Genomic DNA, 14,853 nt, shown 5'->3' with positions numbered 1-14,853 from the left:
AGAGGGTTTACTGACGACATCAAGGAGGGAGCATGCGCATTTTACTGGTAGAAGATGACAGGTTAATCGGCGATGGCATCAAAGCGGGTTTAGGCAAAATGGGCTTTAGCGTGGACTGGTTTACCGACGGAAAAACGGGTCAGGCAGCACTGTATAGCGCGCCGTATGATGCCGTGGTGCTGGATCTGACGTTACCGGAAATTGACGGGCTGGAGATCCTGCGTGGCTGGCGCGAAAGCGGGCGCAGCGAACCGGTGCTGATCCTGACCGCGCGGGATGCACTGAACCAGCGTGTTGAAGGGCTGCGTCTGGGCGCGGATGATTACCTTTGTAAGCCGTTCGCCCTGATCGAGGTCGGCGCCCGTCTCGAAGCACTGGTCCGCCGCAGCCATGGACAGGCACGCAGCGAGCTTCGCCACGGCAACGTCACGCTCGATCCGACCCGTCTCATCGCCACGCTGGACGGCGAAACGCTGACGCTCAAACCCAAAGAATTCGCGCTGCTTGAGCTGCTGATGCGTAATGCAGGCCGGGTGTTGCCGCGTAAGCTGATCGAAGAAAAACTGTATACCTGGGACGATGAGGTCTCCAGCAATGCCATCGAGGTTCACGTCCATCATCTGCGCCGTAAACTTGGCAGCGAGTTTATCCGCACCGTGCATGGCATCGGCTATACCCTGGGTGACGCATGAAACTGAGCCTGAAACTTCGCCTGACGCTTCTCTTCCTGCTGCTCTCTCTGACGGCCTGGTTTGCCGCCAGCCTGGTCGCCTGGCAGCAGACGACACATAAGCTCGATAAGCTGTTTGATACCCAGCAAATGCTATTTGCCAAACGGCTGCTGACAATGGATCTTGATGAGATCCGTGCCCCCGAGCGCATGCGCGAGATCCCCAAAAAAGTGAAGCATGGTCGTCTGGATGACGACGCGCTGGCTTTCGCCATTTACGCCGTCGACGGCAAAATGCTCCTGAACGACGGGGAAAACGGGCGCGATATTCCGTACCACTATCGCCGCGACGGGTTTGATAACGGGCAGCTACAGGGCGACAACGACGAGTGGCGTTTTTTATGGCTGACCTCCCCCGACGGAAAGTACCGCGTGGTGATCGGCCAGGAGTGGGAGTACCGGCAGGATATGGCGCTGGATATAGTCAGTTCGCAGCTTACGCCGTGGCTGGTGGCACTCCCCGTGATGCTGTTGTTGCTAATCCTTCTGTTAAGCCGTGAACTCAGGCCGCTGAAAAAACTGGCGCAGACCCTGCGCTCCCGCTCGCCAGATGCCACCGAACCGCTGACGGTTCAGGGTGTCCCCACGGAAGTGCGCCCCCTGCTCGACTCGCTGAATCATCTGTTCGCCCGCACCCAGGAGATGATGACCCGCGAGCGCCGCTTTACCTCCGATGCAGCCCACGAATTACGCAGTCCGCTGGCGGCCCTGAAAGTGCAAACTGACGTGGCACAGCTCTCCTCGGACGATCCGCAGGCGCAGGCAAAAGCGCTGACACAACTGCATGCGGGTATTGACCGAGCATCCCGGCTGGTGGATCAACTTCTTACGCTGTCGCGTCTGGATTCACTGGATAATCTTGACGATGTCGAACCGATTACCCTTGCCGATTTACTGCAGTCGGCCGTGCTGGATATCTGGCATCCCGCTCAACAGGCAGGCATTGATATCCGGCTGAACATCAATGCGCCAGAGGTTACACGCACGGGTCAGCAACTGCTCCTGAGCCTGCTTGTTCGCAACCTGCTGGATAACGCCATTCGTTATAGCCCGCGAGGCAGCGTGGTGGACGTGACGCTGGACACCCGAAGCTTTACCGTACGCGACAACGGCCCTGGTATTTCGCCTGATGCGCTGGCGCGCCTCGGCGAGCGATTTTATCGACCACCGGGTCAGGATGCCATGGGCAGCGGGCTCGGATTATCCATTGTGAAGCGCATCGCCTCCCTGCACGGTATGCGTGTTTCATTAAGCAATGCGGCGGAAGGCGGTTTTGAAGTGAAGGTCAGCTGGTAAGGGATTATTGCATTTAGCGCAAAAGACTTTGCACATTTTGCTCATTTTTCCGCTCCGTCCTCGCGCGTAGAATACCCGCCATACTCTCATCATCGAGGACAAATAATGAGCAACATTCTGATTATTAACGGTGCAAAAGAATTTGCGCACTCTAAAGGCCAGTTGAATGACACCCTGACCGAGGTCGCGGACGGTTTCCTGCGCGACGCCGGGCATGATGTTAAGGTCGTGCGTGCAGACAGCAACTATGACGTGAAAGCCGAAGTGCAGAACTTCCTGTGGGCTGACGTGGTGATCTGGCAGATGCCGGGCTGGTGGATGGGCGCGCCGTGGACCGTGAAAAAATACATGGATGACGTGTTCACTGAAGGTCACGGCTCTCTGTATGCCAGCGATGGCCGCACCCGCTCTGACGCGTCCAAAAAATACGGTTCAGGCGGTCTGATTCAGGGCAAAAAATATATGCTGTCACTGACCTGGAACGCCCCGCTGGAAGCCTTCACCGAGAAAGATCAGTTCTTCGAAGGCGTAGGCGTTGACGGCGCATACCTGCCGTTCCATAAGGCTAACCAGTTCCTGGGGATGGATCCGCTGCCAACCTTTATCGTCAACGACGTGATTAAAATGCCTGATGTTCCACGCTATATCGCAGAATATCGCAAGCATCTCGCGGAAATTTTTGCTTAACTGGTAGCCTGGAATTAAAGGAGTAGTAAACATGCTTACCGTTATCGCAGAAATCCGTACTCGTCCAGGTCAACATCACCGTCAGGCGGTGCTGGATCAGTTCGCGAAAATTATCCCGACCGTACTGAAAGAAGAAGGCTGCCATGGCTACGCGCCAATGGTGGATGCCTCCACTGACGCCAGCTTCCAGGCCACCGCGCCGGACTCGATCATCATGGTTGAGCAGTGGGAAACCGTCACGCATCTTGAAGCGCACCTGCAGACCCCGCACATGAAAGCGTGGAGCGACGCGGTGAAGGGTGACGTGCTGGAAACCCACATCCGTATTCTGGAGCAAGGGGTTTAAGTTTCCCCCAGGCCCGGTAAGCGCTAGCGCCACCGGGCTTTGTTTTTAGCTGCTTTTCTTCCCCGGTTTTAATCCCCGATGAAACTCGTTGATCCGCTTCATTGATTTGATGGTGCGCTGCGGCTCGGTGGAGGCAACGGACACAATAATCATCTCCAGACACAACAGCACCGTACCATGAAGTGGGATTTTGCCCTTTTCGCCGCCGCGCGGGACGTGGATCACCACGCTGGCCTCTTTACTGAAACGCGAGTCCAGGGCGTTGGTCAGCAGGATAGTCGGGATACCGAGACGTTTTGCTTCACGCAGCGTGGTTTGACCCTCCCGGTGCGCGGATTTCTGGGCCATCATCACCAGCACGTCACCGCGCTGAAGGGCAATGAGCTGTTCGGCAAGCCCTATTCCTGTGCGGTTAAGCGGTGTGGCGGGTAATCCCATACGGCTGAACAACCTGGCGGTGTACTCGGCCAGAATACCCGAGGCGCCGATACCAAAAATCGCGACCTGCCTCGCCTGTGCCAGCAGTGAGACCGCCTGAGCCATCGCATAGCGGTTGTGGGGTTCGGATAACACGTCCAGGGTGTGCTGATGTCCCTCCAGCACAAAATCAATGCTCGCGTTGACGTCGCTGGTCAGTGTATTCACCGTGGTAGACATCTTTTCGCTGGAGCTGACCACTGGGCCAAACCACTGCTCCAGCGTCTGTTTGAGATCGCGCAGCCCGGCGAACCCCAGCGCCTGAATGGCGCGAACGACGGTGGCATCCGAGGTTTTCAACTGCGCCGCGATCTCCATTGCGGTCTGTTCCATCACCGCTTCGCGGTTCTCATTGATATAGCTTGCAACCTGCAGCACGCGCGGCGTCAACTGATGCGCACGCGAACGAAAGCGGTCACCGTAGACATCCACGCGCCCTTTCTCTTTGCGGATCACCGTGATGCCTCCGGCATTGGTCGCCCGGCGATCTGCGATTGCACCTGCGCGGCCATCAGCCCTAAAGACGCGAAGGAATTCGAGATGGCCTCTTCACGTGAGATCAGCACGTAGTGTCCGGTTCGGCAGGCGTTCAGGAACTGACACCAGCCAGGCATTACCGCCTCCATCGCTGCCAGCTCGTCCTGCGGTTTACCGCCCGTATCCCCACGCCAGGTGGCGAAGACGAAATCAGCATCCAGCTCCGGCAGGCGCTCGGCGCTGACGTCAATCCGTCCCCCTTCCGGGATGGCCTCAATTAGCGGCGGGAAGGTGAACCCGGCATCACGCAGTACACGCCCCAACGAGTGGTAGCTGTGCATGGCGTTAATCTTTCCCTGATTCGCCTGAATCACTGATACGCTAATTTTACGGGTATCCACCGTCGCTTTCAGCGCGTTGATTTGTTCCTTATAGCGGCGCTCCAGGATCTTCAGTCGCGCCTGCGTGCCGGTAAGTTGCGCCAGCTTGCGGTAGATTTCCGGCGCACCGCCGTCGAGATGATCGATGCTCACCGTCGGGGCAATTTTTTGCAGCTGTTCCACCGGCGTGTTGCGGGTCGGCTCAGTGATAATCAGATCCGGTTTTGCAGCGGCGATGGCCTCAATGTCGATATCCGCAGTGCCGATAAACTTGATGTCGGAATTATCGAAATCGACGCCCGTTAGCATGCCGCTGGAACGCAGAAAATGGCTGCCGTCCGGTCGCGTACGGCCGTGGCTGGCTACCGGCGGTACGCCAAGCTCAATGAGCGGGATGGTGATATCCAGGTCATGCAGCGAGACAATCCGTTTCGGATGAACCGGTACAACAACCTTGCGCCCCAAATCATCGGTAAATGTCTGAGTCGGTTCTGCCGCGCTCACCGCAAACCCGACCAGCAACAACATCGAAAAAAGTACGCGCATCCTCAGTCCCCTAAAATCTGTCCCGACGCTGCCAGAGCAACAGCAGGAAAAATGGTCCGCCAATCAATGAAATCACAATTCCCGCTGGCAGTTGCAGCGGGAGAAATGCCAGACGGCCAACGTTATCCGCCAGCAGCACCAGCAGCGCACCCAGCACAGCACTTCCCGTCAGGAGCGCGGTTTGCCCACCACGCAGCAGCAGACGTGCCATATGCGGGGCAATGAGTCCCACGAAACCAATACTGCCTACGCAGGAGACGCAGGCCGCCGTCAGCACCACCGGGGCGAGAACGCGCAGCAGCGCCAGTCGGGTTGTACGCACGCCCAGGCCTGTTGCGGCCTGATTACCGAGTAACGCAACATCGGCGGCACGCGCGGTAAACAGTAACAACGCAAACGCGGGAAGCGTCCAGAGTGCAGCCAGGCCCACCAGCGTCCAGTTTGCCGCATGCAGGCTTCCTGCCAGCCAGAGCATTGCCGTCTGCACGTCACGCACGTCGGCGGTGGTCATAAAGACGCCCATTGCAGCAGCAAAGGCCCATGACACGCCGATGCCAATCAGGATGAATCGCGGGCGCGAAATATCACGCGCCAGCAAGATCACCAGCATCGCAGTGAGTAGTCCCCCGGCCATTCCTGCCAGCGGACGCCAGGCCAGGCTCAACGCCGGGAACTGAAAGATCAGCACCAGCACTGCCGCACTGCAGCCCTCTTTCACGCCGATAAGACCGGGATCGGCCAGGCCATTGCGGGTGATGGACTGCATGGCCGCCCCGGCCATACCGAGCATTGCGCCGCACAGTATCGCCATCAGCAGGCGCGGCAGACGAATATCCATCACGATATAGTGCGCCTCTGCTGTCAGACCTTCAGGAGAAAACAGCGCGCGGGCAATAGCGGAGGTGGGAATGGGCAACGAACCGTGCGTCAGACCAAAGCCCAGCAGACTTAATGCCACCAGTGCTAAAAACGCCAGACATGCCAGCGTCTTCGGGCGAACCAATGCCGACAGGCGACCAATACGGATCGCGCGGAGTCCGGCCCGGTTCATTTGAACATCCTCGACGCCATGAAAATGAAGACTGGTGCGCCAACCAGGGCTGTCATGATGCCGGTTGCCAGCTCCCAGGGCGTAAACAATGTACGGGCGGCAATATCTGCCAGCAGCAGAACCAGCGCGCCACACAGGGCAGACAGCGGCACCATCACACGTAAATCGACCGACACCAGACGGCGAATAAGCTGCGGCACGACCAGGCCGATAAAGCCAATCGGCCCGGCGATAGAGACGGCCGCACCGCAGAGCAGCGCGATGGCCAGCAGGGCGAGCAGGCGAGTTTTCAGCAGCGATACGCCAAGCCCCTGCGCCATCCGGTCGCCCAGAGCCAGCATATTGAGCGACGGCGACACTCCGATAGCGAGAACAAAACCGGCAGCAGCAGCCCACAGGGCACTCCGGAGCGTTTCTTGTTTTACCCCCGCTAAATCCCCCGCCAGCCAGGTTCGCAGGGCGAGCAGGGTCTGTTCATCCAGAATCAGGACTGCGGCAGTCACTGATGAGGCAAATGCCGACAGTGCCACGCCACACAGCGTCACTTTCATGGGTGTGAGCCCGGTGCGGCCAGACGAGGAGAACATCAGCACCAGCAAAAACAGCGCGGCGGCACCGGCGGCGGCAACGAGCGGGCGACCAAACGGCAGCGTCATCCCGAGCGCACTCGTCAGCACCACCGCCAGCGCCGCCCCGGCATTCAGCCCCAGAATATGCGGTTCACCGAGCGGGTTGCGGATCACGGACTGCAGCAGGACGCCCGCCACGCCGAGCGCGGCGCCTGTCACCATCGCGGCGCTGAGGCGCAGCAGTCTTAATTTGATAATGACGTTATGATCGAAATTATGGGGATTAAAATCAAAAAACGCCTGGACCACCGTCAGCGGAGGAATAACGCGCGCGCCGATACCCAGGTGGGCGATCGCCCCCATCATCAGCAGTAACGCAAAGAGAATAAAAGCCAGCGTCGTGCGTATCATGGTTTTTCAGTGACCTGACGAAACGGCATAAAAAACGGTTTGCCGGTTAACGGGTTAACCGACATATGCACGTCGACATCAAACACCGCTTTGATCAGTTCCGGCGTGCAGGCATCGCCCTCATGCAATACGCCTTCAACTTTCCCCTGACGTAAAAAGATCAGTGAATCACCGTAGTTCACCGCGAAGTTAAGATCGTGCAGCACCACCACGACGGTGCGTCCGTGCTGGCGGGTCAGCGTATGCAGCAATTCCAGGATCTCCACCTGATAGCGGAGATCGAGAAAGGTTGTCGGTTCATCCAGCAGGATATACGGCGTTTGCTGCGCCAGGGCCATGGCGATCCAGCAGCGCTGGCGCTGGCCGCCGGACAAGCTTTCGACCGACAGATGCGCAAACTCCGCCGTCCCCGTCAGGTGAAGCGCCTCTTCAACAGCCCGTTCGTCCTCGTCGCTCCACTGGCGCATAAAATTTTGCCAGGGAAAGCGCCCGCGAGAAACCAGTTCAAAGACGGTTAACCCTTCCGGCAGCAGCGGAGACTGAGGAAGGATACCCAACTGACGGGCAACCGTTTTGGTCGGCTGCTCATGAATGGCTTTACCGTCCAGCAGCGCGGTGCCCCCGAGCGGCTGCAGCAGTCGCGCGATAGTGCTCAACAGTGTGGACTTTCCACAGCCGTTCGCCCCTACCAGCACCGTCATTTTCTGCTGAGGGATCGCAAGGGAGATATCATCAACGATGATTTTTTTCTGATAACCCGCAGAGAGGTTCTCCAGAACCAGTCCCGATTTTTTCGTGTTGTAAGTCACGTGAACGCCAACGTAATGAAAAACTAACAAATAAAAATAAAACTCATTCTCTTTTGAGAAGTTTGACGCTGCACCATGTAGTAGTCAAGAGAAGAAACACCCTGATAAAAACAGGGATAAGCAGGAAATTAATCGAAACTACCACACCTAATAAAGACATTAATTTCATCATGTTAAATGCAATTTCGTTTCGTTTTTACGTGTAATTTTCGGCTGTAGTCGATTTTTGTTTTTTTCCATTTACTACTACATCCTCACATGATTGAATGATTCTCAATTACATGTTCGATGCCTGAAAAGGCTAACGGATAGACCATTAAGGGCAATGACTCACACATTCTTCCGCAAACATTCATGTGCGGGATATTTCGGGAAAACAGATGTAATGGCTACGTACACACCTTCTCTCTCTGGGGCAAAAGGGCGCGCGCTCTTTTCAATGCTGTTTATGGCGCCGTTGGTACAGGCAGCGGACAACACAACGGCTAAAGACGGCGAAACGCTTACCGTCATCGCCAGTCCGAATGCCACGGCAGATGCTACAAATGGCTATCAGCCGTTGAATACCTCCACCGCGACACTGACCAACATGCCAATGCTGGATATCCCGCAGGTGGTCAATACCGTCAGCGATAAGGTGCTGGAAGATCAGCACGCCACTACGCTGGATGAAGCGCTCTATAACGTCAGCAACGTGGTGCAAACCAATACTCTGGGCGGTACGCAGGATGCATTTGTTCGTCGTGGGTTTGGCGCGAACCGCGACGGGTCAATCATGACCAACGGTCTGCGCACCGTCCTGCCGCGCAGTTTTAATGCCGCAACCGAGCGCGTGGAAGTGCTTAAAGGCCCGGCCTCAACGCTGTATGGCATTCTCGATCCTGGCGGTTTGATTAACGTCGTCACTAAACGCCCGGAGAAGACCTTCGGCGGCTCACTTTCTGCCACTTCTTCCAGCTTTGGCGGCGGTACCGGCCAGGTTGATGTTACCGGCCCAATTGAAGGCACGCGTCTGGCGTATCGTCTTACGGGTGAGTATCAGGACGAAGATTACTGGCGCAATTTTGGCAACGAGCGCAGCACCTTTATCGCACCGTCGCTGACCTGGTTTGGCGATGATGCCACCGTGACCGTGCTCTATTCGCATCGCGACTATAAGACACCATTCGATCGCGGAACGATCTTCGATCTCAACACCAAACAGCCGGTAAACGTTGATCGCAAAACGCGTTTTGACGAACCGTTTAACATCACCGATGGTCAGTCAGACCTGGCGCAGCTCAACGCAGAATATCGCCTGAACAGCCAGTGGACCGCAAAGTTCGACTACAGCTTTAGCCAGGATAAATACAGCGATAACCAGGCCCGCGTAATGGCCTACGATTCAAAAACTGGCAACCTGACCCGCCGCGTAGATGCGACGCAAGGCTCGACCCAGCGGATGCATACGACACGTGCGGATCTGCAGGGGAATGTGGACATCGCTGGCTTCTACAACGAGATCCTGACCGGCGTATCGTATGAGAATTACGATCTGCTGCGTACGGATATGATCCGCTGTAAAAACGTCAAAGATTTCAATATCTATAACCCGACGTATGGCAACCTTAGCAAGTGCACCACTGTCTCAGCGTCAGACAGCGACCAGACCATCAAGCAAGAGAGCTACTCCGCCTACGCTCAGGACGCGCTGTACCTGACCGATAAATGGATCGCCGTCGCCGGATTACGCTATCAGTATTACACACAGTACGCCGGTAAAGGTCGCCCGTTCAACGTCAATACCGACAGCCGCGACGACCAGTGGACACCGAAGCTGGGGCTGGTTTACAAACTCACGCCAGCGGTCTCGCTGTTTGCCAACTATTCCCAGACGTTTATGCCGCAATCGTCCATTGCGAGCTACATCGGCGATCTGCCGCCAGAAACATCAAATGCGTATGAAATTGGCGCTAAGTTTGACCTGTTTGACGGTATTACTGCCAATATCGCACTGTTTGATATTCACAAACGCAACGTGTTGTACACCGAAAGCATCGCGGGAGAAACCGTCGCAAAAACCGCCGGCCGCGTGCGTTCGCAGGGTGTAGAGGTGGATCTGGCAGGGTCTCTGACGGAAAACACCAATATTATTGCCAGCTACGGCTATACCGACGCAAAAGTTCTGGAAGATCCGGACTATGCAGGCAAGCCGCTGCCAAACGTGCCGCGCCATACCGGCTCACTGTTCCTGACGTACGATATTCATAACGTGATCGGCGGAAATACCCTGACGATCGGCGGAGGAGGACACGGCGTGAGCCGTCGCTCAGCAACCAACGGTGCGGATTATTATCTGCCGGGCTATTTCGTGGCGGATGCGTTTGCGGCGTATAAGATGAAGTTTCAATATCCGGTGACGTTGCAGGTGAACGTGAAAAACCTGTTTGATAAGACCTACTACACATCGTCCATTGCGACCAACAACCTGGGCAACCAGATTGGTGATCCGCGCGAAGTGCAGTTTACGGTGAAGATGGAGTTTTGATGTAAAAAAGCCCGGTGGCGCTAACGCTTACCGGGCCTACGATCCAATTCCCTCTCCCGGTGGGAGAGGGTCAGGGTGAGGGCATCAGGCCTCAATATCCGCCATATCGCCTTTCTCCTGCAGCCAGTTGCGTCGGTCTTCCGAACGTTTCTTGGCAAGCAGCATATCCATCATGGCGTTGGTTTGCTGTTCGTCTTCATCGCTGATGGTCAGCTGCACCAGACGGCGGGTATTCGGATCCAGCGTCGTTTCGCGCAGCTGCATCGGGTTCATCTCGCCCAGCCCTTTAAAGCGCTGAACGTTCGGTTTGCCCTTCTTGCGCTTCAGCTGTTCCAGCACGCCCGCTTTTTCTTCTTCCGTCAGCGCGTAATACACTTCTTTGCCGAGGTCGATACGGTACAGCGGCGGCAGCGCCACGTGAACGTGGCCGTTTTTCACCAGCGTGCGGAAGTGCTTCACAAACAGTGCGCACAGCAGCGTAGCGATGTGCAAACCATCGGAGTCCGCATCCGCAAGGATACAGATCTTACCGTAGCGCAGCTGGCTCAGATCGTCGCTGTCAGGATCGATGCCGATCGCCACCGAGATATCATGCACTTCCTGCGAGGCCAGCACTTCATCTGAAGAGACCTCCCAGGTGTTCAGGATCTTACCCTTGAGCGGCATGATCGCCTGGTATTCACGATCGCGCGCCTGTTTGGCCGATCCACCCGCCGAGTCGCCTTCCACGAGGAACAGTTCGGTACGGTTGAGATCCTGCGCGGTACAGTCCGCCAGCTTGCCCGGCAGCGCAGGGCCGCTGGTCAGTTTTTTACGCACCACTTTCTTCGCCGCACGCAGACGACGCTGGGCGCTGGAAATGGCCATTTCAGCCAGCATCTCTGCCGCCTGAACGTTCTGGTTCAGCCACAGGGTAAACGCATCTTTCACCACGCCGGAGACAAACGCCGCACACTGACGTGACGACAAGCGCTCTTTGGTCTGACCGGCAAACTGCGGATCCTGCATTTTCACAGAGAGTACGTAGGCGCAGCGATCCCAGATATCTTCCGCCGACAGCTTCACGCCGCGCGGCAGAATGTTACGGTATTCGCAGAACTCGCGCATCGCGTCCAGCAGCCCCTGGCGCAGGCCATTGACGTGCGTACCGCCGAGCATGGTGGGGATCAGGTTAACGTAGCTTTCGGTCAGCAGCTCACCGCCTTCCGGCAGCCACAGCAGCGCCCAGTCCACCGCTTCGGTATCGCCGGTGAAATTGCCGACGAACGGTTTTTCCGGCAGCGTCGGCAGGCCGTTTACCGCTTCGCACAGATAGTCGTTAAGACCGTCTTCATAGCGCCAGCTCTGCTCGGTGTTGTTAACGTTGTCTTTAAAGGTGATTTCCACGCCGGGGCAGAGCACCGCTTTGGCTTTCAGCAGGTGCGTCAGGCGGGAAACGGAGAAGCGCGGGCTGTCGAAGAAGCTTTCGTCAGGCCAGAAGTGAACGCTGGTGCCGGTGTTGCGTTTACCACACGTGCCGACAACCTGCAGATCCTGCACCTTCTCACCATTTTCAAACGCGATGTTGTAGACCTGACCATCACGGCGGACGTTTACTTCCACGCGCTTAGACAGGGCGTTAACCACAGAGATCCCCACGCCGTGTAAACCACCAGAGAACTGATAGTTTTTGTTGGAGAACTTGCCGCCTGCATGCAGCCGGCAGAGGATCAGCTCAACGGCCGGTACGCCCTCTTCCGGGTGGATATCCACCGGCATACCGCGTCCGTCGTCAATGACTTCCAGCGACTGATCGGCATGCAGGATGACGTCAACGCGTTTGGCATGGCCCGCCAGCGCTTCGTCCACACTGTTATCAATAACTTCCTGGCCCAGGTGGTTTGGGCGCGTCGTATCGGTGTACATCCCCGGGCGGCGGCGAACCGGCTCAAGCCCGGTGAGGACCTCAATGGCATCAGCGTTATAGGTTTGCGTCATGATTTAAACTAGCAATTCGCATTGATTGTCAGTGGCTGTGCAGTCCAAGAAAATCGACAATCTGGGTGAAATGATTCTCAAAGCCCGTGAAAGCATGGTTTCCGCCCTCTTCTATAGTCTGGCGGCAGGATGCGTAATACGCCACTGCCTGGCGGTAATCCAGCACTTCATCACCCGTCTGTTGCAGCAGCCAGATAAGATCCGGCGCTTCAAGCGGGTCAACCTGCATAACTTTGAGATCGTAAATATGGCGTGACTCTAGCACATATTGCTGGCCGGTGTAGGGGTTCTCGTTTGCGCCAAGAAAGTCACGGAGCAGCTCAAATGGCCGTACCGCCGGGTTAACAACAACAGCGGGCAGCATAAAGCATTGCGAGAGCCAGGTGGCGTAGTATCCGCCCAGCGATGAGCCGACCACACCGAATGATTCGCCGCCGTGTTCAAGCACAATAGATTCCAGCATCTCCGCGGCTTCCGCCGGGTAAGGCGGCAGCTGTGGGATAATCATCTCAACATCGGGATGATGCTCGCTCAGCCACTGGCGAAACTGTGTCGCTTTTGCGGAGCGCGGCGAGCTGTTGAATCCGTGTAGATAAAGGAGCGTAGACATCAATAGCCTTCTGAAGCGGTGTCCGGACGGAATTTTGCGCCTGTCAAACGACAGACTTCCGTGGTCAGCGAACCATCGGCATGCAGTTCCAGCCAGCGCCAGCCTGGTGCGATGGTATCCAGCGTAAAGTTGGCACAGTGCGGCTTAAACTGAACGCAGGTCGATGGCGTCGCCAGCATACGGCGACCATTCCAGTCGAGATCCTGTTCCTGATGGATATGTCCGCACAGGAGATTCTTCACACGCGGGAATTTCGCCAGCACGCGATCCAGCGCAGCAGAATTACGCAGACTGTGCTGATCGAGCCAGCTGCAACCCGCTGGCAGAGGGTGATGATGAAGTAATAACAGCGTATGACGTTCAGGTTCAGCAGCCAGTTTGGTCTCCAGCCAGTCGAGCTGGAACTCGCTTAATTCACCGTGCGGGACACCAAACACCTGGCTATCCAGCAGCAGGATCTGCCACTGTTCACCCGCAAAGACACATTTTGCCGGAGAAATACCCGCATCCTGGAGGGCATTGTACATAGCCGGCTGGAAATCGTGGTTTCCAGGTAGCCAGACGCAAGGCACACTGAAGCTCGCGATGCCTTCAGCAAAATGCTGGTAGGCCGCGGAGGATTGGTCCTGCGCCAGATCGCCCGTTGCGACAATCAGATCGCATGCACGATTTTCAGCGTGAATGGCGCTAAGTACCGCCTGATAGCTCTCCCAGGTGTTGACCCCCAGCAGAGTTTCATGCTTTTCGGCAAAAAGGTGGGTATCGGTGATTTGTAATATCCTGACTGGCGCCCCACCAGCAACAGTCAGGTTCAACAGGCTTTCCAAATGGTGTCCTTAGGTAGGTTTATGACGCTAACAAACCGGAATCGCCATTGCTCCATGTGCTAAACAATATCTTAGCCAGTCAGCTAAAAACTGGTTAATTTGATGCTTTTCGTCGCGTTGATGCAACTTTTTATTCGGGTAATCATACCGTGCCTTGAAGCGAAAGATCTGCTGACTTGAACACACTTCAGCGACCATTGCATCGTGATAGAGGCGCACCGTCATCGACGGCAGGCTCCAGTAGCTAATACTGGGTGCCGTTTGCTCAATCTCCACCAGCGTAGTGTAGCGCGTTGATTCTGTTATCGTTAACCGATACTGCGCGTTGCTCACCTGATAGCTTACCGTTTCGCCGGGTGCGTCATTTTTCGGCAGCAGGCGGCGCAATTGTGCGAAATTGGTTTCGCACAGGCGCATCATTTCTGGGAAGTCAGGTGTATAACGCTTCATTTTTTCCACTCGTTTCGTAATGTCTGATAATGCAGTTGCAGCCATTGCAGGGCGATGACAGACGCTGCGTTGTCGATTTTCCCCTCTTCTACCCACTGATAAGCCTGTTCCCGGCTCACCACATGAACCCGAATATCTTCGTTTTCATCTGCCAGACCGTGGATCCCTTCCGCCGTCGTGGCGTCCACTTCGCCTACCATAATGGAAAGGCGCTCGCTGGTGCCCCCCGGGCTTGCCAGATAGCTCAGCACCGGTTTTGTACGTCCCACCACCAATCCTGCTTCTTCCAGTGCCTCACGGCGGGCAACGTCTTCGACCGATTCGCCCTCTTCGATCATCCCGGCTACCATCTCCAGTAACCACGGGCTCTCGCTGACGTCGTAAGCCGCAATTCGGATCTGTTCCACCAGCACAACTTCGTCGCGCACTGGGTCAAAGGGTAGCAAGACTGCCGCATGCCCGCGCTCAAAAATTTCGCGTCTGATTTCGCCGCTCATTTCACCGTTAAACAGGCGATGCCTGAAACGGTAAAGTTCCATCGAAAAAAAACCGCTATAAAGCATTTCTCGTGCAATAATTTCTACATCGTTTTTGGCGAATGTCACGGGCAACTTTTCTGGTTTCTGCATGAGTCGAGTCCTGGTAGCAATGGTGATGAAATTGTGAATTTCAAGGCTGTTTGG

Annotated in this window: 15 protein-coding genes; 5 read left to right on the top strand and 10 right to left on the bottom strand. The window is 56.2% G+C overall.

All coding sequences use genetic code 11. From position 1 onward, the window contains the following. Positions 1 to 32 precede the first annotated feature (32 nt). The 4 genes from qseB to JGF26_RS09600 all read left to right on the top strand — a co-directional run bounded on the left by qseB (position 33) and on the right by JGF26_RS09600 (position 3,059). Complete coding sequence (gene qseB / locus JGF26_RS09615) at positions 33 to 692, top strand: quorum sensing response regulator transcription factor QseB (protein WP_028017168.1); 660 nt, start codon at positions 33 to 35, stop codon at positions 690 to 692. Continuing rightward, positions 689 to 2,026: a quorum sensing histidine kinase QseC gene (qseC, locus tag JGF26_RS09610; protein WP_134707974.1), complete on the top strand. Its 1,338-nt coding sequence runs from the start codon at positions 689 to 691 to the stop codon at positions 2,024 to 2,026. The genes qseB and qseC overlap by 4 nt, the downstream gene beginning before the upstream one ends. A gap of 105 nt (positions 2,027 to 2,131) precedes the next feature. Continuing rightward, the gene (locus JGF26_RS09605) at positions 2,132 to 2,713 is read left to right on the top strand and encodes an NAD(P)H-dependent oxidoreductase (protein ID WP_023616895.1); all 582 of its coding nucleotides are present in this window, start codon (positions 2,132 to 2,134) and stop codon (positions 2,711 to 2,713) included. A gap of 31 nt (positions 2,714 to 2,744) precedes the next feature. Continuing rightward, complete coding sequence (locus tag JGF26_RS09600; protein ID WP_128347235.1) at positions 2,745 to 3,059, top strand: putative quinol monooxygenase; 315 nt, start codon at positions 2,745 to 2,747, stop codon at positions 3,057 to 3,059. Between the two features lie 45 nt (positions 3,060 to 3,104). Here JGF26_RS09600 and JGF26_RS09595 read toward each other — a convergent pair whose 3' ends face one another. The 5 genes from JGF26_RS09595 to JGF26_RS09575 are packed head-to-tail and all read right to left on the bottom strand — an operon-like array spanning position 3,105 to position 7,779. Next, positions 3,105 to 3,992: a MurR/RpiR family transcriptional regulator gene (locus JGF26_RS09595; RefSeq protein WP_134707975.1), complete on the bottom strand. Its 888-nt coding sequence runs from the start codon at positions 3,990 to 3,992 to the stop codon at positions 3,105 to 3,107. Continuing rightward, a complete protein-coding gene (locus JGF26_RS09590) occupies positions 3,989 to 4,939 on the bottom strand; it encodes an iron-siderophore ABC transporter substrate-binding protein (RefSeq protein ID WP_134707976.1) in 951 nt (316 codons plus the stop codon). Before JGF26_RS09590 ends, JGF26_RS09595 begins: the two co-directional genes overlap by 4 nt. Before the next feature lie 10 nt (positions 4,940 to 4,949). Further along, complete coding sequence (locus JGF26_RS09585) at positions 4,950 to 5,990, bottom strand: iron ABC transporter permease (protein WP_128347233.1); 1,041 nt, start codon at positions 5,988 to 5,990, stop codon at positions 4,950 to 4,952. After that, on the bottom strand, positions 5,987 to 6,970 hold the full coding sequence (locus JGF26_RS09580) for an iron ABC transporter permease (protein WP_028017162.1): 984 nt from the start codon (positions 6,968 to 6,970) through the stop codon (positions 5,987 to 5,989). Before JGF26_RS09580 ends, JGF26_RS09585 begins: the two co-directional genes overlap by 4 nt. Continuing rightward, positions 6,967 to 7,779 (bottom strand): ABC transporter ATP-binding protein, encoded by an 813-nt coding sequence (locus JGF26_RS09575; protein ID WP_129324665.1) that lies wholly within the window; start codon positions 7,777 to 7,779, stop codon positions 6,967 to 6,969. Before JGF26_RS09575 ends, JGF26_RS09580 begins: the two co-directional genes overlap by 4 nt. A gap of 385 nt (positions 7,780 to 8,164) precedes the next feature. On the opposite strand from JGF26_RS09575, the gene JGF26_RS09570 reads away from it, so the two are divergent. Next, positions 8,165 to 10,306 carry a TonB-dependent siderophore receptor gene (locus JGF26_RS09570; RefSeq protein WP_134707977.1) on the top strand — a complete coding sequence of 714 codons (2,142 nt, stop codon included), beginning with the start codon at positions 8,165 to 8,167 and terminating at the stop codon, positions 10,304 to 10,306. Positions 10,307 to 10,390: 84 nt separating this feature from the next. On the opposite strand, the gene parE is transcribed toward JGF26_RS09570, so the two are convergent. From parE to nudF, 5 genes are read right to left on the bottom strand one after another with little or no spacing between them, the layout of a single operon-like run. After that, the gene (gene parE, locus JGF26_RS09565; protein ID WP_049005057.1) at positions 10,391 to 12,283 is read right to left on the bottom strand and encodes a DNA topoisomerase IV subunit B; all 1,893 of its coding nucleotides are present in this window, start codon (positions 12,281 to 12,283) and stop codon (positions 10,391 to 10,393) included. 28 nt (positions 12,284 to 12,311) lie between these two features. After that, complete coding sequence (gene yqiA, locus JGF26_RS09560) at positions 12,312 to 12,893, bottom strand: esterase YqiA (RefSeq protein WP_028017158.1); 582 nt, start codon at positions 12,891 to 12,893, stop codon at positions 12,312 to 12,314. Then, on the bottom strand, positions 12,893 to 13,720 hold the full coding sequence (gene cpdA / locus JGF26_RS09555) for a 3',5'-cyclic-AMP phosphodiesterase (RefSeq protein WP_108090476.1): 828 nt from the start codon (positions 13,718 to 13,720) through the stop codon (positions 12,893 to 12,895). Before cpdA ends, yqiA begins: the two co-directional genes overlap by 1 nt. A gap of 27 nt (positions 13,721 to 13,747) precedes the next feature. Continuing rightward, complete coding sequence (locus JGF26_RS09550) at positions 13,748 to 14,170, bottom strand: DUF1249 family protein (protein ID WP_014833293.1); 423 nt, start codon at positions 14,168 to 14,170, stop codon at positions 13,748 to 13,750. Beyond that, a complete protein-coding gene (gene nudF, locus JGF26_RS09545) occupies positions 14,167 to 14,799 on the bottom strand; it encodes an ADP-ribose diphosphatase (RefSeq protein ID WP_028017156.1) in 633 nt (210 codons plus the stop codon). Before nudF ends, JGF26_RS09550 begins: the two co-directional genes overlap by 4 nt. Between the last annotated feature and the right edge of the window lie 54 nt (positions 14,800 to 14,853).

Origin of the sequence: Enterobacter sp. E1 (assembly GCF_016809815.1) — a bacterium.
GTDB classification, from domain to species: domain Bacteria; phylum Pseudomonadota; class Gammaproteobacteria; order Enterobacterales; family Enterobacteriaceae; genus Enterobacter; species Enterobacter adelaidei.
The sequence above is the reverse complement of the archived record's forward strand: the minus strand, read 5'-3'. Positions and strand labels throughout refer to the sequence as shown.